This window comes from Bradyrhizobium iriomotense (genome assembly GCF_018130765.1).
Taxonomy (GTDB): domain Bacteria; phylum Pseudomonadota; class Alphaproteobacteria; order Rhizobiales; family Xanthobacteraceae; genus Bradyrhizobium; species Bradyrhizobium iriomotense_A.
This window is the reverse complement of sequence record NZ_JAFCJZ010000002.1, coordinates 230486-248023: the sequence shown is the minus strand read 5'-3', so window position 1 is coordinate 248023 and position 17538 is coordinate 230486. Positions and strand designations below refer to the sequence as shown.

Genomic DNA, 17538 nt, shown 5'->3' with positions numbered 1-17538 from the left:
TCACATCCCGATCGAGGCGAAGAAGATGGCGAACACGCCGTCCATGACGATGACGAAGAAGATGCCCTTCACCACCGACGCCGTGGTGTGCTGCCCCAGCGATTCCGCGCTGCCCTGCACCGCAAGTCCCTCGACGCAGGCGACGATGCCGATCACCGCGGCCATCACCGGTGCCTTCACGATGCCGACGATGAAATGGTCGATCGAGATGGCGTCGCGCAGACGCAGCAGGAACGCTTCGGGATCGACGCCGCCGTAGAGCCAGGCGACGAGACCGCCGCCATAGAGCGCGGCCATGGCGCCGAGGAAAGCGAGGATCGGCAGCGCCAGCACGAGGGCCAGCATGCGCGGCAGCACCAGCACCTCGATCGGGTCGAACCCCATGGTGCGCAGCGCGTCGATTTCCTCCCGCATCTTCATCGAGCCGAGCTCGGCGGTGTAGGCGCTGCCCGAGCGGCCCGCGACCATGATCGCGACCAGGAGCACGCCGATCTCGCGCAAGACCAGAACGCCGAGCATGTCGACGACGAAGATGTCGGCGCCGAAGCGGCGGAAGTGGAAGATGCCCTGCTGCGCGATGATGCAGCCGATCAGGAAGGTGATCAGCACGATGATCGGCACCGCGCGCCAGCAGACCTGCTCCATGTGGTGCACGGTCGAGGTCAGGCGGAACGAGCGCGGGTGGATCAGCACGCGAAGGCCCGCCGCCAGCACCGCGCCGAGCATGTCGATCAGGCCTGCCACCGTGCCGCCGACGCCGGCGACAGTGCGGCCGATCTGCTCCAGCATGCCGGTGATGGTGATCGTCGAGGTCTCGACCACGGGCGTCGCCCGGACCCGCCGCACCTCGTCCACGAGGCTCGAATAATTGGCCGACAGCCCGGCGATCTGCGCCTCGACCGCGCCTTGGGTCAGGCTGCGGCGCAGCCGCTCGATCAGCCAGGCGCCGAACGTGTCGAGCTTGGCGACCTCGGAGACGTCGATGAAGATGCTTTGCGGACTGCCGGCGAGCTTCTCGGCATCCGCGACCATCCGCTCCAGGACCGGCGCGAAGCTCGCGGTCCAGGTTCCGGTGGCGCAGAGTGCCAGCGCGTTGCCCTTCGCAATCCGCTCCAGCTTCGGATCGCTGTTCAAGATGTCCGCTCCCGCGCCGGGGCGCAAGAAACAGATGAATTCAGATAGTTGCGCACGCGCCCTTACCCAGAGAAGGTATCCCCAAGTGGTTAATGTTAGTTGCTACAGGTAACCAGCAGGTTCAGATTTCGCCAGAGTTCAAAATGACTTCCAGCAAAGTTCCGGCACTTCGGGCGCGAATCGAGCGCTTTCCCATTGCCGGCAGTTTCACGATCAGCCGGGGGGCCAAGACAGAGGCCGTCACCGTTTTGGCCGAAGTGAGCCGGAACGGCCTCACCGGCCGCGGCGAATGCGTGCCCTATCCCCGCTATGGCGAGACCCCCGAGGCGACCCTAGCCGCCATTGAGGCCATGCAGGCGGCCGTGGCCGGCGGTCTGACCCGCCAGGCCCTGCAGGCCGCCATGCCCCCAGGCGCGGCCCGCAACGCGCTGGATTGCGCCCTGATCGACCTGGAAGCCAAGGCGGCGGGCTTACGGGCCTGGAACCTGCTCGACCGCCCGGTGCCGGGGATGCGCACCACGGCCTACACGATCTCGCTGGGCACGCCCGAGGCCATGGCCGCGGCCACCGCCAAAGCGGCGCACCGGCCACTGCTCAAGATCAAGCTCGGCGGCGACGGCGACCCGGAGCGGATCGCGGCCGTGCGCAAGGCGGCCCCGGAGTCCGAACTGATCGTCGATGCCAACGAGTCCTGGACCGAAGCCAATCTGGCGCACAATCTCGCCGCCTGCGCCGCCGTCGGCGTCACCCTGGTCGAGCAGCCGCTGCCGGCGGGCAAGGACGAGGCGCTAGCGCGGATCCGGCGGCCGCTCGTGGTCTGCGCCGACGAGAGCGTGCATGACCGCAAGTCACTGGCGCCGCTCCGTGAGCGCTACGACGCCGTGAACATCAAGCTCGACAAGACCGGCGGCCTCACCGAGGCGCTCGCCATGGCTGACGCCGCGCAGGCGCTCGGCTTCGAGATCATGATCGGCTGCATGGTCGCGACCTCGCTGTCGATGGCCCCCGCCATGCTGGTGACGCCGCAGGCGCGCTTCGTCGATCTCGACGGCCCCTTGCTGCTGGCGCGCGACCGCGATCACGGCCTGCGCTATGACGGCAGCCTGGTCTATCCGCCTGATACCTCGCTCTGGGGCTGAGCCTTGAGCCGGTGCCGCGCCGACCAGATCACCAGCGCACCGGCCGCAGCCATCGCCGCCATGACGTAATACAGGCCGTCGCCGATGCGGGCGTAGATCGCGCCTGACGCGATCGAGGTGGTCGCGCCCAAGAGCCCGCTGCATGCGGCGTAATAGCCCTGCCCCCGCGCGAGCTGATGCGAGGGCACACGTTGCACCAAGAGGTTCATCGTGCCGACGATGGTCATGCCGAAGGTCAGGCCATGGCCGAGCTGCACGATCGCGAGCAGCGCCAGCGGCGGCTCGCTGGCGGTGACGATCCAGCGCACCACGGCGCTCAAGCCACCGATCGCCATCATCGTGGATGGATGCAGCACGAAGCGCGGCGACAGCGCGAACACGACGATCTCGGCGATCACGCCCAGCGTCCAGAGGCCCGCGATCATCAGCCCACTGATTCCGTGGAGCTGCCAGTTGATGGCCGAGAAGGTGTAATAGGCGACGTGGCTGCCCTGGATCAGCGCCGCGGAGACGATGAGCGCCCAGAATCCGGCATCGCGCAGCAGCGCCGTGTCGGCACGCGGTTCGGCGCTCTTGCGCCTGACGTCGTCGAGCGGCTGCAGCAGCAGGCTGGCGAGCACTGCAACCACCGCCCAGGCGACGATCACCCAGATCAGGTCGCGGCCTGCGATGACGTCGACGAGATAGCCGCAGGCGAGCGAGCTGGCGGCGAACGCCGCCGAGCCCCACAGCCGCAAGGGCCCATAATCGAGCCCGTAGCGCGCAACGCCGCGCAGCGCGTAGGCATCGGTCAGCGGTGTCGACGGCGTCCACATCATGCAGGTGAGCGCGTAGATCAGGAACAGCGCCAGCGGCTGCTGTTGCAGGCCCACGGCCGCAAAGCCGATCGCGGTTGCCAGCACCGACAGCATCATGCCGGCGCGAATGGCATGCCGCTTTTCAGCAAAGGCGGTGATTTGCGGCAGCGTGGTGAAGCGCGTGATCGCCGGCAGCGCGTTGATGAGGCCGATCCAGGCTGCGTCGATGCCGATCGCCTTCAGCCAGACCGGGAAGAACGGCAACTGCGTGCCCGCCACCGCGAACAGCGCCGAATAGAACAGGGCGAGGCTCACGGCGAATCGCCGCTTCACGGCCGCTGGCGTGGGGATTTGTGATTCGGTCTGCATCAAACCAATTGCGATTCGGTCGATATCGTGGTGATCGTTACTGTAACGCGCACTGATTTGCGCGACGAGATTGTCATGGCCAACGAAGCATTCGCCCTTTCGCCCATGTCTGCCCGCGCGGCCGAGCCGAACGAGCAGGATTACGACGCGATCCGCGAAGCCTTCATGGAGACCGCGCGCGGCCGCTGGTTCCTCGGCGAATATGCCAAGCGCAACCGCAATGCGGATACCCGCATGGTGCTGGATGCGGTCGCGAAAATCGAAGAAACCCTTGCGGCACAGCGACAACCCGTCGTCGAGGACCGCCTGCCCGAGGCGCTGGTCGAGATCCGCCGCGCCATCCGCGAGGCCGAGACGATCGCGATCGCGGCGTTCGATCCCGCCGCGATCGAGGCAAGTCTCGCGCCGATCCCGCGCGGCGTGCGCATCATCAAGGAGATCTCCTGGCGCTGGCGCGAGATCGGCGCCGACGGGCGAATCTGCGACCTCATTGATTCGCAGCTCGCCTCGATCGAGGCCGCCTGCGGACAGATGTCGACCATTGACCCCCGCGTCGAGCTCAAGGCCGCATTCGATCTGCTCAGGGAACGGATCGAGCAGACCGAGGGCGGCGCATCGCCGCAGGCCGAGCGTCCCTCGCCGGCTCCGGTGCAGGAGACACCCTCCGCGGTGGCGGAAGCTCCGCTTGTGGAGGCCTCGCCTGCCGTGACGGCGAGCGAAGCGCCCGTGGCTTTTACGGAGAGCCCGCAGGACATCGCGGTGGCTGGCGAGCCCGAAGCAGCGGTTGAGGAAGCCGGCAGCGCTGAAGCATTCGCGATGGCCGAGCAGGCCATGGATGCGACCGTCGCCCCGGAGATCGCAGCCGACAGCGAGATCGCGCCTGACAAGGCATCACCCGACAACGCCGCGGTGGAAGACGTTGCTCTTGAAGAGCCGGTCGCGGAGGCCAGCGCGGCCGCTGAGGTCACCGACGCGTTCTCGCTCGACGCCGCCGCGGTAGCCGAGGACGAAGCCATCCTCGATGCCATCGCGCTGGAGATGGCCGCGCCCGATCCAGAGTTCGACGAGATCATCGAGCCGGTCGAGATGGCCGTCGCGGAGCCGATGGTTGCGGAGGCCGTGGCGCCCATTGCGGCCGAGCTTCCGGAGCCGGTCGCACCCGAGCCCGTCGCCGCCGCGGTCGCGGAAGAGCCCGCAGCCGACGCGCCGATCGCGATGGACTCGCTCGCGCGCCTCACCGACGCCATCGCGGAAGCCGCCGCCGAAGTGATGGAGCAGCAGGCCCCGGCGATGGCAGCCACGGCATCACTCGCCGCAGCACCGGCCGCAGCGCTGCCGATGCCCTCTCCCTTGCCCTCGCCCGAGCCCTCACTCGGCGCCACCATCCTCGCCAGCGGCATCCTGCAAAAACCCCGCGCACCGGCCAACGACCCGCTCGCGCCGATCCGCCGCATGACGCAGGCCGAGAAGATCGCGTTCTTCTCGTAAGAGGGCACGCTTTCTCTCGTGTCCCGGACAAGCGAAGCGCTAATCCGGGACCCAGGAGCCACAACCTCATTCGCAACATGGGCCCCGGCTCTGCAGCGCACCGCTGAAGAAGCGCTGCGCTGCGTCCGGGGCACAGGAGGAAAGTGAGGCGCACACTCACAGTCGTCATTGCGAGCGCAGCGAAGCAATCCAGACTGTCGCCGTGGAAAGACTCTGGATTGCTTCGCTCCGCTCTCAATGACGACATCACTAGTCCCGTCATCCTGAGGTGCGAGGCGCGCGATGCGCAGCATCGTGCGGGGAGCCTCGAAGGATGAACGGCCCCGATGCAGCCGGGCCGTCGCCCTTCGAGGCTTGCTCAGCGGCGCGGTTGCGCCACTGAGCGCGCTCCTCAGGGTGACGGTGATATACGAGCGCTCGCTATGATGCGCGCGATCACCCGCAATTCCACACCGCCCCGATCGGCGTCCGCGTCCAGCACGGGCCAAAGCTGCCGCCGTTGTAGCGGCCGCCGCCGAAGCCGGGTCGGCCGAAATAGTGCCACTCGCCGTCCCAGCGATAATACTGAGGCACCGGGTCGATGTACCAGTGGCGACGCTCACTCCGCGCGAGGCGCCGCATCGCATCCTTCTGCTTGTAGAGCGGAATGCTGTTGCTCAGCGGCTGACGATAGCCCGGCAGGAAGCCGTAGCCCTTCCAGACCGGCTTGGGACGTTTTTGCGCGGGCTCAGCGGGCGCGACAGCGGGCAGCAGCGACAGGATGACAGCAACGAATAGACACAGAAGGCGAGACATGGATCGACAATAGACGCTCGCCTGCGGGAAGACCATTCAAATTCGAGTGCTGGTTGATCCTCGCCATGCGCAGGATCGTCGCACACGATGTCCGCATGCGCTTTGCATCGCGCGTGCGTCGATCGAACGCAGCCCGCTAGGTGATCACGCCCTTGCGGATCAGGAAGCAGCCATAGCCCCTGCTGTCGCCGACCTGCACGACGCCGAAGCCCGTAGCCGCCGCGCGATAAAAATCCGGACGCGAGAGCTTGCCGGGAGTGACAGTGCGGCCGACAGCGCGCTCGATCTCCGCAAGCACGGCGCGCTGCACGTCGGGCACGCGATCGGGATCGTCGACCGGCATCATCACGCGCACCGGATCCGGATCGAAATCGTCGAGCGGATAGACCGACATGATAGCCCGCATTGCGGTCTCCATGCTCATGCCCGGCAGCTGGATCAGGCGCTGCGACGTCGTGCTCTGCGCGATGCGGGTCGCGGGATGATTGGCGTCGACGAAAACCAGGTCGTCGCCGTGCCCCATCGCGGCGAGCAGCCAGAGCAGATCGGGCGTGAGGATCGGATCGATCGATTTCAGCATGTGACGGCACTTCCCCCAGAGCATGTTCTTCGCCGGCGGAACCGGCCATTCACTATAGCAGGTTCCAAAGCGTGATTCAGATCACGCAGCCTACCATGGTGACAGGGATCACGGACCCCGAACTCGAACGCGGCCAGTCTGCCTCGCAACCAATCTCGCATCGAGATCAGTGCCAGAGGAGCACGCCATGTTCCGCCTAAGACCTTTCCTGATGACGGCTAGCCTCGTGGGAAGCCTGTTCGGCTTCGCCTGCGGCCCCGTTTCCGCGCAAGTCGCCCCGGTCCAGCCTGCTCCCACCGCCCTGCAAGGGCCGGAGCAGCGCGTCGCGCTGGTGATCGGCAATTCGAACTACCAGAACGCGCCGCAGCTCGCCAATCCCGACAATGACGCCCAGTCGATGGCGCAGTTCCTGAACTCCGCCGGCTTTGAGGTGGTCTCGGCGACCGACCTCGGCCAGAACGACATGCTCCGCGTGGTGCAGGACTTCTCCGCAAAAGTTTCGGCGCGCGGCCCGAACACCGTGGCGATGGTCTACTACGCCGGTCACGGCGTGCAGCTCGCCGGCGAGAACTATCTCGTTCCGGTCGATGCGAAGGTGTCCAGCCCGACCGAGCTCGTCAGCAATTCGGTGCGCCTCGTCGACGTGATGTCGACGCTGGAGACGATCCCGAGCCGCATGCGCATCGTCATCCTCGATGCCTGCCGCAACAACCCCTTCCCGTCCGTCAACGACGCGGGCCGCGGCCTCGCCATCGTCGATGCGCCGAACGGTTCGATCGTCGGCTACTCGACCGCGCCGGGCGCCGAGGCGCTCGACGGCACCGGCGGCCACAGCCCCTATACGCAGGCCTTCCTCAACGTCGCGCGCGAGCCCAACGTGCCGATCGAGCAGTTGTTCAAGCGCGTGCGCCTTCAGGTGAACCAGAGCACCAGCGGCGCGCAGATCCCGTGGGAGAGCTCCTCGCTCACGAGCGACTTCACCTTCTTCGGCGACACCGCAATTGCCGCCAACCGCGCGCCGGTGAATGCGCCCGTGGTGCAGATGGCTTCCAACCTGCCGAGCCGCTCGACCCGTCAGGCCTACGACTACGTCGTGTCCGAGGGCCGGCCCGAGTACTATCAGGAGTTCATCCAGATGTATCCGCACGACCCGCTGTGCGAGCACATCCGCTGGCTGCTTAGCAACCTCCTGATCTCGCAGGCCTGGCACAAGGCGGTGCTCGCGAATTCGCCGCTCGGCTACCAGACCTTCTACGACAGCTACGGCACCAGCCCCTATGCTGTGTCCGCGCTGAAGCTCGCAGCCCAGCCCAAGCTGATCCCCTTGATGCAGCCGACCAAGTTCCTGGCGCCGCAGAACATCGCCCCGGTCTTCAAGATGGGCAATCTCGGCCAGCCCAAATACATGCCGCTGATGCAGGGCAATGGTGGCGCGCAAGTCAACGGCAACCTGCCGGTCGTGCAGAAGCCGATCGACGGCAACGTGGTCGGCAAGCTCGGCAATGGCGGTCCGATCGGCAACCTGCCGGCGGGCAACAACCAGCCGAACGGCACGCCGTCGCAGACCCCGGGCAAGATCGTCACCCTGCCTGCGCCGACTAACACGACCAACAATACTGGCGGCACCGGCAAGATCGTGACGCTGCCCGTGACCAACAACACGCCGAACGGCGGCAACGCCAACGGCAATCCCGGCAAGATCGTCAGCATGCCGGTCAATGCCGGCAAGGGCGGCACGACTGTCGACGTGAAGCCTGTCCAGACGCAGAACAATCCGATCCGCGTCAACAATGGCAACACCGGAATCGTGAAGCTCAACAACAACCCGGTGAACAAGGTGCAGGTCCAGAACAACGTGCAGACCAACCGTCCGCAGCTCAACACAACGCCGAACCGCATGGTCAACAACAACAACAACTTCCGCCAGTCGATGAACCAGGCGCCGAGCATGGGCGGCGGCAACAACAACCACCGCGGCTTCATGCACTGATCGCGCGGAGAAGACGGTGCGCTCCCTCCCCCGCTTGCGGGGGAGGGTTGGGGAGAGGGTGCTTCCGCAGAGAGATTCCCCTAGAGGAGAGAGCCCCCACCCGGCGCTTCGCGCCGACCTCCCCCGCAAGCGGGAGAGGTTGCACCGAGCGAGCCGATAGCTCGATCCCGTCAAATCGGCGAAACGACAAAGGGGCAGAGCGGAAACGCTCTGCCCCTTCTTCATGTCAAAATCTCAGATAATCAGGCCACCAGCTCGGCGAACAAATCCGCATCCACATTGCCGCCTGACAGCACGATAACGACGTTCTTGCCGGCCACATCGAGGCGGCCCGCGAGCAGCGCGGCGAGGCCGACGGCGCCGCCGGGCTCGACCACCAGCTTCAGCTCACGATAGGCGAACGCCACGGCCGCGCCGACTTCCTTGTCCGACGCCGTGACGCCGCGCGCCAGGAGTTTGCTGTTGATCGCAAAGGTCATCTCGCCCGGCATCAGCGCCATCAGCGCATCGCAGATGGTGCGGCCTGCCGGCGGATGCGGTTCGCGATGGCCGGCGGTCAGAGAGATGCCGTGATCGTCGAACGCCTCGGGCTCGGCCACCACGATCTCGGCCTGCGGATAGCGCGCCTTCACGGCCGTCGCCACGCCCGCGATCAGGCCGCCGCCGGAGGCCGGGGCCACCACGATGTCGGGGCTAAGGCCGAGCGTTGCCATGTCCTCGGCGATCTCGCGGCCGGCGGTGCCCTGCCCTGCGATCACGAAGGGATCGTCATAGGGCTTGACCAGCGTCGCGCCGCGCTTCTCGGCGATGCCGCGCGAGATCGCTTCGCGATCGTCCTTGTCCCGATCGTAGAGCACGACCTCGGCACCATAGGACTTGGTGCGCTCACGTTTCGAGAGCGGCGCATCCGCCGGCATCACGATGGTCGCCTGCATGTCGAGGATCTTTGCCGCGGCCGCCACGCCTTGGGCGTGGTTGCCGGAGGAGAACGCGACGACGCCGCCGGCGCGCTTGTCCTGCGGGATCGAGAACACCTTGTTGAACGCGCCGCGGAACTTGAACGAGCCGGTGCGCTGGAGCATCTCCGGCTTCAGAAACACCTTGGCACCGACACGCTCGTTGAGCACGGGAAAGGACAACAGCGGGGTGCGGATGGCGTAGGGCGCAATCACGCGCGCTGCGGCATCGATGTCGGCGGGGCCGACCGGGAGGAGCTGTTCGGTCATGGCGGAATGTTATCGCGGCAGCCTGAGCGCGGGCAAGACACCTCCGCGCGATGGACCCAAAGCGTTTTCGAGCGAAGTGGGTACCGGTTCGCGTCAAGAAAACGCGTCGAAACAAGGATCTGGAGGCCCGTTCCGAGCCATCGGAACGGAAATGGCTCCAGTTTTCAGGCCACGAAACTAACCGGCTCCGCTCCATTCCTGCCTGATAGCACCGCCCCGACCGCCTGGATGCTGTCGATGAAGACCCGGGCCGAGGCCTCCCAGGTGTAGTTGGCGGCGAATTCGACGCAGTCCTGCCGGGAGACGCCGAGCGCGGCAAAGCAGGCGCTGCGCAGATCGTGATCGAGGGCGCCGACCGGCGCATCGCCGATGACGTCGCGGGGACCCTTCACCGGGAAGGCCGCGACCGGCAGGCCGCTCGCCAGCGCCTCCAGCAGCACCAGGCCGAACGTGTCGGTCTTGCTCGGGAACACGAACACGTCGGCCGCAGCATAGATTTCCGCCAGCGCCTCGCCGTGCTTCTCACCGAGGAAGATCGCGTCGGGATAGGCCTCTTCGAGCGCAGCGCGCGCCGGGCCGTCGCCGACAACCACCTTGGTGCCGGGTAGATCGAGGTCGAGGAACGCCTCGAGATTCTTCTCCACCGCGACGCGGCCGACCGACAGGAACACCGGCGCCGGCAGGCAGAGATCGACGGCGCGGGGGTGGAACAGGCCGGTGTCGACGCCGCGCGGCCACAGCACGACATTGTCGAAGCCGCGCTCGCTCAGCTCACGGGCGAGCGCGGGCGTTGCCGCCATCACGGCGCGGCTGGGCGCATGGAAGCGGCGCAGCGCCCGCCAGATCAGCGAGCCCGGAACCGGCACGCGGGCGCGGACATATTCGGGAAAGCGGGTGTGGAAGCTGGTCGTGAACGGCAGCTTGCGCTGGCGGCAATAGCGGCGGACCATCAGGCCGATCGGCCCTTCGGTCGCGATGTGGATGCTGTCGGGACGGGCCTCCTCGATCAGCTTCGCGATTCGCGCCGGACGCGGCATCGCGAGGCGCACGTCGCGATAGCTCGGCATCGCGAAGGTGCGGAACGATTGCGGCGTCAGGAACGCGAACTCTACACCGAGCCCTTTGGCTGCGTCAGCGAGCTTGGTCAGCGTCCGAACCACACCGTTGACTTGAGGGTGCCAGGCGTCGGTCGCGACCAGGATGCGCATCAGGCAGCCCTTGCTGCCACTTGCGGGACCTGCGCCGGCTTCTGCAATTGGTCCGCCCAGGTGATGATCTCGAAATGGCCGTCGTCGTGCTCGACCAGGGCGGTGCAGCTCTCCACCCAGTCGCCGCAATTCATGTAGCGGATGCCGGCCTCGTCGCGGATCACGGCATAGTGGATGTGGCCGCAGATGACGCCGTCGGCCTCATGGCGCCGCGCTTCGGCGGCCAGCGCCTGCTCGAACGCGCCGATATAGTTGACGGCGTTCTTGACCTTCTGCTTGGCCCATTGCGACAGCGACCAATACGGGACCTTGAACATGCGCCGGAAGAAGTTGACGAAGCGATTCATCTGGATCGCGAAGTCGTAGGCCTTGTCGCCGAGATGGGCGAGCCAGCGCGCGTTCTGCACCACGAGGTCGAAGATGTCGCCGTGGATGACGAGGTAGCGCTTGCCGTCCACGCCGGTGTGGACGGTGTTCTCGACCACGTCGATGCCGCCGAAATGCGTGCCGTAATAGTTGCGCAGGAACTCGTCGTGATTGCCGGGGATGTAGACGATCTTGGCGCCCTTGCGCGCCTTGCGCAAAAGCTTCTGGACGAGGTCGTTATGCGACTGTGGCCAGTGCCAGCTCGATTTCAGCGCCCAGCCATCGACGATGTCGCCGACGAGATAGATCGTGTCGGCATCATGGTAGCGCAGGAAGTCGAGCAGAAGGTCGGCTTGAGAACCGCGGGCTCCGAGATGAACGTCGGAGATGAACAACGTGCGAAAGCGCCGCTCCGGGCTCTCGTCACTCACATCGTAACTTCCCATGCGCCAGCCTGTAACAATGTCCCGTGACAGGGGGATGACTGATTGAACCCTTGAGGCACCTTCAAATACGAATCACGCCTTGCCTCGCCCTCCTCCGCGAATATCAGTCGCATGCGACAATCAGGCGACATGGCGCCGCCAGCGGTGCCCGCAAGACCACGGAGGCCTGGTGACCCCTCCCCTGGAGGGGGCTATCGCATATGGTGTGCACGATGCGGCGGCATCGGCACTGGGCTCCCTCTCCCGCTTGCGGGGGAGGGCTGGGGTGGGGGTGTCTCCGCGTCGGGATTATTGGGGATTGCGGAGGATGTCCCTGCGTGGCGAGAGCCCTCACCCGCCGCGCTCTGCGCGCGTCGGCCTCTCCCGCAAGCGGGAGAGGCGGACCAAGCCCGCAGACAGTCCTCGTGAAATCGATATGCGATCGCCCTGCCCCCCAGCGGAGGGTGAAACGGGCCGCCGCAGAGGCTATGCTGAACGGATCAACGGCAGCGGTTCTGCTCACCGCTGATGCACGCTCGCGGCGTCAGTAAAATTTGTGGAAATGATGGATCGGCCCGTGGCCATGGCCGACGCTGAAGCGGTCGGCGGCCGCAATCGCCGCGCTGATCCAGGTCTTGGCGTTACGCACGGCAAGCTCGAGATCCTCGCCCTTGGCGAGCCCCGCCGCGATTGCCGAGGACAGTGAGCATCCAGTGCCATGGGTGTTGCGGGTAGCGACGCGGGGCGCGGCGAGCGCGGTCGTGTGTCCGGACGTGACGAGATAGTCGATGCTCTCGGCGCCCTCCCCGTGCCCGCCCTTGATCAGGACCGCGCGGCAGCCGAACGCCAGCAGCCGATGTCCCTGGGCTTCGATCTCTGCCTCGTTCGCCGCAATGTGCTCGCCGAGAAGAGCCGCAGCCTCCGGCAGGTTCGGCGTGATCACCGAGGCCAGCGGCATCAGTCTCGTGCGCAAGGCATCGACGGCTTCGGACGCCAGCAGGCGATCGCCGGAGGTCGCCACCATCACGGGATCGAGCACGATGTGGCGCGGCTGCCAGCGCGACAGCGCTGCTGCGATCTCATCGATGCTGGCGGCTTGGGCGACCATGCCGATCTTCACCGCGCCGATGTCGAGATCGGAGAACACCGCATCGATCTGCGCGGCGACGAACTCGGCCGGAACGGCATGAATGCCGGTAACGCCGCGCGTATTCTGCGCCGTCAGCGCCGCGATCACGGAGGCGCCATAGACGCCGAGCGCGGCAAAGGTCTTCAGATCCGCCTGGATGCCGGCGCCGCCGCTGGAATCCGAGCCTGCAATGGTGAGGGCTGTGGGCGTCGTCATCGCCGGATACGCTCGTTTGAGAAGGACACCGCCATAGTCTGTCCTAGCGCGCCCCCGACGTGCCCGCAAGCCGGGCCGGCGATGGCCTGCGAATCAGGCGGAGAGCGGCCTCGGGCCGCCTGTCCTCCCGCAATCGTGCACATTCCGCCAAAATATGACATCGGCATCGCCCGGCCTTGGCATCGATTCCGATGAATGAGAGGTTGGCCCGTGGATTCGTCCACAGCGCCATGTTGCGGGCCGACCTCGGCTCGCAATCCTCTCGGGAACCCGATCATGTGGGCCTATTTCGAACGTCTCCTCGACTCCTCGATGTTCTCCCCGCACGGCATCTGCCTGCTCTGGGAACCCGAGCTGATATGGCTGCATGTCGTCTCGGACGCCAGCATTGCGCTCGCATATTTCTCGATCCCGTTCGCGCTTGCGATCCTGGTCACCAAACGGCGCGACCTCAAGTTCGGATGGGTGTTTTGGGCGTTCGCCGTCTTCATCATGGCCTGTGGCCTGACGCATGTGCTGTCGATCTACACGCTCTGGGTGCCGATCTACGGTATCGAGGGCATCGTCAAGGCGCTCACCGCCGTGGCGTCGGTCTTCACCGCGGGCGCGCTCTGGCCGCTTCTGCCAAAGATCCTGAGCATCCCCTCGCCGTTCGAGCTCCGGCAGGTCCAGGCCGCGCTCGAGGAGGAGGAGACCAAGAACCGGGATGCGGCGCAACTGCTCGGCCAGGTCAGTGAAGCCCAGCGCGCGCTGCGCGAGAGCATGACGCGTCTCACCGCCGTCGTCGACACCGCGGTCGACGGCGTCATCCTGTTCGACGCGCAAGCCCGCATTCTCCTGTTCAATCCCGCCTGCGAACGGCTGTTCGGCTATCGCGCCGACGAGGTCATGAATCGCGACATCGGCATGCTGATGTCCAAGGAGAAGCCCTCATCCGCCGGTCGCGCGCAGCGTTTCGCAACAGGGGAAGCCGTCGGCCTGCGCAAGGACGGATCGAGCTTTCCGATGAATCTGTCGGTGGGCCAGGCGTGGCAGGACGGCGAACTGATCCATGTCGGCATCGTTCACGACCTGACCACGCGCAAGCTGACCGAGCAGCAGCTGCAGCAGGCGCAGAAGATGGAGACGGTCGGCCAGCTCTCCGGCGGCATCGCCCACGACTTCAACAATCTGCTCACGGTCATCATCGGCAACGCGGAATTTTTGAGCGAGCAGCTCCGCGAGCGGCCCGACCTCCGCCGCTTCGCCGACGACATTTGCCAATCGGGCGAACGCGGCGCGGAGCTGACGCAGCGGCTGCTGGCGTTCAGCCGGCGCCAATTGCTGCAACCCCGCGCGATCGATTGCCGCGAGCTCCTGACCTCCATGCACAAGCTGCTCAAGCGCACCCTGCGCGAGAACATCGAGATCAGGACGGCGTTCGGTTCCGGCTCCATCCTGGCCTTCGCCGACCGCGCCCAGCTGGAATCCGCCGTGCTCAATCTGGCGCTGAATGCGCAGGATGCCATGCCATCAGGCGGGCATCTCACCCTCAGCACCGAGCTCGCGGCGATCGACGATCACTATCGCATGCAGCATCCGGAGGTGGCGTCCGGCAGCTACGCCTTGATCTCGGTCACCGATGACGGCGAAGGCATGGCACCCGACGTCATCGAGCGCGCCTTCGAGCCGTTCTTCACCACCAAGGAGGTCGGCAAGGGGTCCGGCCTCGGCCTCAGCATGGTCTATGGCTTCGCCAAGCAATCAGGCGGACATGTCTCGATCTACAGCGAGCCGGGCCTCGGCACGACGGTCCGCATTTACCTGCCACATGCCGGCGGCGAGCAATCGCTCGCCGACATCGAGGCGCGCGAGGAAGCCGCGCCCCGCGGCCGCGAAACGATTCTGATCGCCGAGGACGATCCGTTCGTCCGCTCCTCCGTCACCCTGCGCGTGGAGGCGCTGGGATATCGCGTGATCTCGGCCGTCAACGGCAAGGAGGCCTTGCAGCTGCTTCGCACCAACCCGGCCATCGACCTCCTGTTCACCGACATCGTGATGCCCGGCGGAATGAGCGGTTGGGAGCTCGCCGACCAGGCCCGGCGCATCCGCCCCGGCCTGCCGGTCGTGTTCTCGTCCGGCTACGCCCTCGAGACCCTGGTCGAGCAGGGTCGTGCCCACGCGCAGTCGATCGTACTGACCAAGCCCTATCGCAATGCCGAACTCGCCCATCGGCTCAGGGAAGCGTTCACCGCCGCACCCCTGCCCTCCTAGAGACGACCCCAGGCGACCGCAAGGCGGCAAGTTCGCTTGCCAAGCCACCCCGGTTTTGGCCTATTAGCCTCCAGATGCGCTTTCGGAGTGACTGCAATGGTTCCCTTTTTCGTCCAGATCAAATGCAAGCTCGGCCAGTCCTATACGGTCGCCAATGCGCTCGCCGAAGCCGAGATCGCCTCCGAGATCTACTCCACCGCCGGCCAATATGATCTGCTGGTGAAGTTCTACGTCGACAAGGACACCGACATCGGCCACTTCGTCAACGAGAAGGTACAGGTGCTGCCGGGCATCCAGGACACTCTCACCATCATCACCTTCAAGGCGTTCGGCACGGGCTAGAGCTAGCGGCGCTAGCTGCCCTCCTTGCGCTTGGGCGGTGTCGGTCCCTGCACCGGGGGCAGCGATTTCAGATAGGCGGCCATCGCGGCGCGATCTTCTGCGGTCAGTTGCGCCAGGTTCTTGATCACCGGCCGCATCGCGCCCGAGGCGCTGTCGCCCTCGGGCATGTCGCCGGTCTCGAGGAAATCGGCGATATCCTTCTCGCTCCAGCTGCCGATGCCCTGCTGCGTGATGTTCGGCACCCAGCCCTTCCCTTCCGGATTTGGGCCGCCGGCGAAGCGCTGCGCCGTGATGATGCCGCCGAGCAGATTGCGCGGGCTGTGGCACTCGGCGCAATGGCCGAAACCGTTCACGAGATAGGCGCCGCGATTCCATTGCGGCGAGCGTGCAGCGTCCGCGACGAACGGCCCGGTGTCCATGAACAGCAGTTTCCAGATGCCGACATTGCGGCGGATGTTGAACGGAAACGGCAGCGCGTGGTCGCGCACTCTGCCTGACACCGGCGGCAGCGTCTTCAGATAGGCAAAGAGATCGCGGACGTCATCGATCCTTGCCAGATGATAGGACGTGTAGGGAAACGCCGGGAAGTAGTGCGTGCCCGTGGGCGAGATGCCTCGCATCACGGCGTCGACGAAGTCAGCCTCGCTCCACCGGCCGATGCCGTCGACCGGATCGGGGGAAATATTGGGGGCGTAGAATGTCCCGAACGGCGAGCCGAGGGCCAGGCCGCCGCCGAGCCGCAGGCGATCGGGCTGGTTGGGCACTGCATGACAGGACGAGCAGCCGCCGGCATTGAACATCTCCTGCCCGTTGGCGAGATCGGGGCTGCGTGTCGGCGCCGGCAAGGCCAGCGCGGCCGGAGCGACCGGGGCGGTCAACCACCAATAGAGGCCGAACGCCGCGACGGCGGCGATCAGGGCGGCAAGTATAGTTCGTCGCAGCATTCAATCATTCCATCGTGAGCGCGCGAACTTAAGGGTCATGCCGGGCCCGATCCAGCCACGAATATTTTAGATGGTTCGGCTGTAATGCGGGAATAAACTGCAGGACGTACTGTTTGGAAGTTCACAGCAATCAGGCGTCAACAGGGAGAGACCCATGACCAAAGCCGTTTTTGCCACACTGGCACTCGGAGCTGCCGTTGCGTTCGCCGCCCCGGCCAGCGCGGAGAAACTGAAGGCGACGCTGGACGGCAAATCCGAAGTGCCCGCCAACACCAGTAGCGCCACCGGAACGGCCGAGCTCGACTATGACGCCGCCAGCAAGAAGCTGTCGTGGACCGTCAGCTATTCCGGGCTCTCCGGCCCTGCCACCGCAGCTCATTTCCACGGCCCCGCCGAGGCCGGCAAGAATGCCGGCGTTGCGGTCCCGATCGCAAATGCGGCTTCGAGCCCGGTCAAGGGCGAAGCGACGCTCACCGACGCGCAGGCCGCCGACCTGCTCGGCGGCAAGCTCTACATCAACATCCACACGGCGGCGAACCCGGGCGGCGAGATCCGCGGCCAAGTGACGAAGTAACAGGTGACGAAGTAAAGCGAAAACGCGGCTTCGTCGCGGAAAGGCCGGACGCAAGGAGGGAGCGTCCGGCCTTTTCGATTCGCGGCGGAGGATCTTGCGGCGCGGAACTGTCCGAACCTCGCGCCTTGCCAGCTTCGCGCGTTCCGCCGTAAACTTCGGCCTCACCAATTTCCAGAGTGGCACTGTGCGGTTCGTCTCCAGCGTTCTCGATCGGCCCGACGACGCCAGCAACAGAAAATCTGTGCGCGCGTCGTGGCACGTTGTGGCAGGCCTCGTCGCGGCCGGAGCCTTTCTTTGCTTCTCCGGACCGGTCCTCGCGCAGAGCGACATGGAAAGGCAGGCGCAATGCGAGCTGTCCGCCATCCGGGATACGCGATCGCCCCTTGCCGTGCAGTACATCCGTTCCGCCTGCAACTGGCTCGTCGTCAACGGCGACTCCCTGCTGAACGCATCCAACAAGGGCTATTATGTCTGCCTCGTGCGACAGCTCTCGGGCGCGCAGAGCAACGAGGCTGCAGCGGCGATCATGTCGGCGTGCCGCGCGTCCAATCCGCTTTGAGCCC

16 protein-coding genes are annotated in these 17538 nt (G+C 65.9%); 7 read left to right on the top strand and 9 right to left on the bottom strand.

Annotation, left to right across the window (positions count from 1 at the left end; all coding sequences use genetic code 11):
• Nucleotides 1–1134, bottom strand: coding sequence for an MlaE family ABC transporter permease (locus JQ635_RS04640; protein WP_211408690.1), 1134 nt, complete (start codon nt 1132–1134; stop codon nt 1–3).
• 143 nt (nt 1135–1277) lie between these two features.
• On the opposite strand from JQ635_RS04640, the gene dgcA reads away from it, so the two are divergent.
• Complete coding sequence (gene dgcA, locus JQ635_RS04635) at nt 1278–2273, top strand: N-acetyl-D-Glu racemase DgcA (RefSeq protein ID WP_211408689.1); 996 nt, start codon at nt 1278–1280, stop codon at nt 2271–2273.
• Here the strand turns inward: dgcA and JQ635_RS04630 are convergent.
• On the bottom strand, nt 2243–3439 hold the full coding sequence (locus tag JQ635_RS04630) for an MFS transporter (RefSeq protein ID WP_211408688.1): 1197 nt from the start codon (nt 3437–3439) through the stop codon (nt 2243–2245). The genes dgcA and JQ635_RS04630 overlap by 31 nt on opposite strands.
• A gap of 75 nt (nt 3440–3514) precedes the next feature.
• Between JQ635_RS04630 and JQ635_RS04625 the strand changes: the two genes are divergently transcribed.
• Nucleotides 3515–4927 (top strand): hypothetical protein, encoded by a 1413-nt coding sequence (locus tag JQ635_RS04625; protein ID WP_211408687.1) that lies wholly within the window; start codon nt 3515–3517, stop codon nt 4925–4927.
• Nucleotides 4928–5362: 435 nt separating this feature from the next.
• Here the strand turns inward: JQ635_RS04625 and JQ635_RS04620 are convergent, their stop codons facing one another.
• Entirely contained in the window at nt 5363–5722 is a 360-nt protein-coding gene (locus tag JQ635_RS04620; protein ID WP_211408686.1) for a hypothetical protein, read from the bottom strand.
• A 136-nt stretch (nt 5723–5858) separates the two neighbouring features.
• On the bottom strand, nt 5859–6302 hold the full coding sequence (locus JQ635_RS04615; protein ID WP_211408685.1) for an RbsD/FucU family protein: 444 nt from the start codon (nt 6300–6302) through the stop codon (nt 5859–5861).
• 187 nt (nt 6303–6489) lie between these two features.
• On the opposite strand from JQ635_RS04615, the gene JQ635_RS04610 reads away from it, so the two are divergent.
• Nucleotides 6490–8292: a caspase family protein gene (locus JQ635_RS04610; RefSeq protein WP_211408684.1), complete on the top strand. Its 1803-nt coding sequence runs from the start codon at nt 6490–6492 to the stop codon at nt 8290–8292.
• A 242-nt stretch (nt 8293–8534) separates the two neighbouring features.
• Here the strand turns inward: JQ635_RS04610 and JQ635_RS04605 are convergent, their stop codons facing one another.
• From JQ635_RS04605 to thiD, 4 genes are all read right to left on the bottom strand, one after another.
• The gene (locus JQ635_RS04605; RefSeq protein WP_183240052.1) at nt 8535–9518 is read right to left on the bottom strand and encodes a threonine/serine dehydratase; all 984 of its coding nucleotides are present in this window, start codon (nt 9516–9518) and stop codon (nt 8535–8537) included.
• Between the two features lie 164 nt (nt 9519–9682).
• Entirely contained in the window at nt 9683–10726 is a 1044-nt protein-coding gene (locus JQ635_RS04600) for a glycosyltransferase family 4 protein (RefSeq protein WP_211408683.1), read from the bottom strand.
• Complete coding sequence (locus JQ635_RS04595) at nt 10726–11538, bottom strand: UDP-2,3-diacylglucosamine diphosphatase (RefSeq protein WP_211408682.1); 813 nt, start codon at nt 11536–11538, stop codon at nt 10726–10728. Before JQ635_RS04595 ends, JQ635_RS04600 begins: the two co-directional genes overlap by 1 nt.
• Before the next feature lie 523 nt (nt 11539–12061).
• The gene (gene thiD, locus JQ635_RS04590; protein ID WP_211408681.1) at nt 12062–12862 is read right to left on the bottom strand and encodes a bifunctional hydroxymethylpyrimidine kinase/phosphomethylpyrimidine kinase; all 801 of its coding nucleotides are present in this window, start codon (nt 12860–12862) and stop codon (nt 12062–12064) included.
• A 276-nt stretch (nt 12863–13138) separates the two neighbouring features.
• On the opposite strand from thiD, the gene JQ635_RS04585 reads away from it, so the two are divergent.
• Together JQ635_RS04585 and JQ635_RS04580 are read left to right on the top strand one after the other, a co-directional pair.
• Nucleotides 13139–15115: an ATP-binding protein gene (locus JQ635_RS04585; protein ID WP_211408680.1), complete on the top strand. Its 1977-nt coding sequence runs from the start codon at nt 13139–13141 to the stop codon at nt 15113–15115.
• A gap of 96 nt (nt 15116–15211) precedes the next feature.
• On the top strand, nt 15212–15457 hold the full coding sequence (locus tag JQ635_RS04580) for an Lrp/AsnC ligand binding domain-containing protein (protein WP_018642903.1): 246 nt from the start codon (nt 15212–15214) through the stop codon (nt 15455–15457).
• 11 nt (nt 15458–15468) lie between these two features.
• On the opposite strand, the gene JQ635_RS04575 is transcribed toward JQ635_RS04580, so the two are convergent.
• A complete protein-coding gene (locus JQ635_RS04575) occupies nt 15469–16401 on the bottom strand; it encodes a c-type cytochrome (RefSeq protein ID WP_211408679.1) in 933 nt (310 codons plus the stop codon).
• Between the two features lie 154 nt (nt 16402–16555).
• Here JQ635_RS04575 and JQ635_RS04570 point away from each other — a divergent pair, with 154 nt between their 5' ends.
• On the top strand, nt 16556–16975 hold the full coding sequence (locus JQ635_RS04570) for a CHRD domain-containing protein (RefSeq protein WP_211408678.1): 420 nt from the start codon (nt 16556–16558) through the stop codon (nt 16973–16975).
• A 184-nt stretch (nt 16976–17159) separates the two neighbouring features.
• A complete protein-coding gene (locus tag JQ635_RS04565) occupies nt 17160–17534 on the top strand; it encodes a VF_A0006 family four-cysteine protein (RefSeq protein WP_211408677.1) in 375 nt (124 codons plus the stop codon).
• Nucleotides 17535–17538 lie beyond the last annotated feature (4 nt).

What these genes read in the sequence shown, in the direction of transcription:
- dgcA (WP_211408689.1), top strand. Translation starts at nt 1,278, where the DNA reads ATGACTTCCAGCAAAGTTCCGGCACTTCGGGCGCGAATCGAGCGCTTT.
- JQ635_RS04630 (WP_211408688.1), bottom strand. Translation starts at nt 3,439, where the DNA reads ATGCAGACCGAATCACAAATCCCCACGCCAGCGGCCGTGAAGCGGCGA.
- JQ635_RS04625 (WP_211408687.1), top strand. Translation starts at nt 3,515, where the DNA reads ATGGCCAACGAAGCATTCGCCCTTTCGCCCATGTCTGCCCGCGCGGCC.
- JQ635_RS04620 (WP_211408686.1), bottom strand. Translation starts at nt 5,722, where the DNA reads ATGTCTCGCCTTCTGTGTCTATTCGTTGCTGTCATCCTGTCGCTGCTG.
- JQ635_RS04615 (WP_211408685.1), bottom strand. Translation starts at nt 6,302, where the DNA reads ATGCTGAAATCGATCGATCCGATCCTCACGCCCGATCTGCTCTGGCTG.
- JQ635_RS04610 (WP_211408684.1), top strand. Translation starts at nt 6,490, where the DNA reads ATGTTCCGCCTAAGACCTTTCCTGATGACGGCTAGCCTCGTGGGAAGC.
- JQ635_RS04605 (WP_183240052.1), bottom strand. Translation starts at nt 9,518, where the DNA reads ATGACCGAACAGCTCCTCCCGGTCGGCCCCGCCGACATCGATGCCGCA.
- JQ635_RS04600 (WP_211408683.1), bottom strand. Translation starts at nt 10,726, where the DNA reads ATGCGCATCCTGGTCGCGACCGACGCCTGGCACCCTCAAGTCAACGGT.
- JQ635_RS04595 (WP_211408682.1), bottom strand. Translation starts at nt 11,538, where the DNA reads ATGGGAAGTTACGATGTGAGTGACGAGAGCCCGGAGCGGCGCTTTCGC.
- thiD (WP_211408681.1), bottom strand. Translation starts at nt 12,862, where the DNA reads ATGACGACGCCCACAGCCCTCACCATTGCAGGCTCGGATTCCAGCGGC.
- JQ635_RS04585 (WP_211408680.1), top strand. Translation starts at nt 13,139, where the DNA reads ATGTGGGCCTATTTCGAACGTCTCCTCGACTCCTCGATGTTCTCCCCG.
- JQ635_RS04580 (WP_018642903.1), top strand. Translation starts at nt 15,212, where the DNA reads ATGGTTCCCTTTTTCGTCCAGATCAAATGCAAGCTCGGCCAGTCCTAT.
- JQ635_RS04575 (WP_211408679.1), bottom strand. Translation starts at nt 16,401, where the DNA reads ATGCTGCGACGAACTATACTTGCCGCCCTGATCGCCGCCGTCGCGGCG.
- JQ635_RS04570 (WP_211408678.1), top strand. Translation starts at nt 16,556, where the DNA reads ATGACCAAAGCCGTTTTTGCCACACTGGCACTCGGAGCTGCCGTTGCG.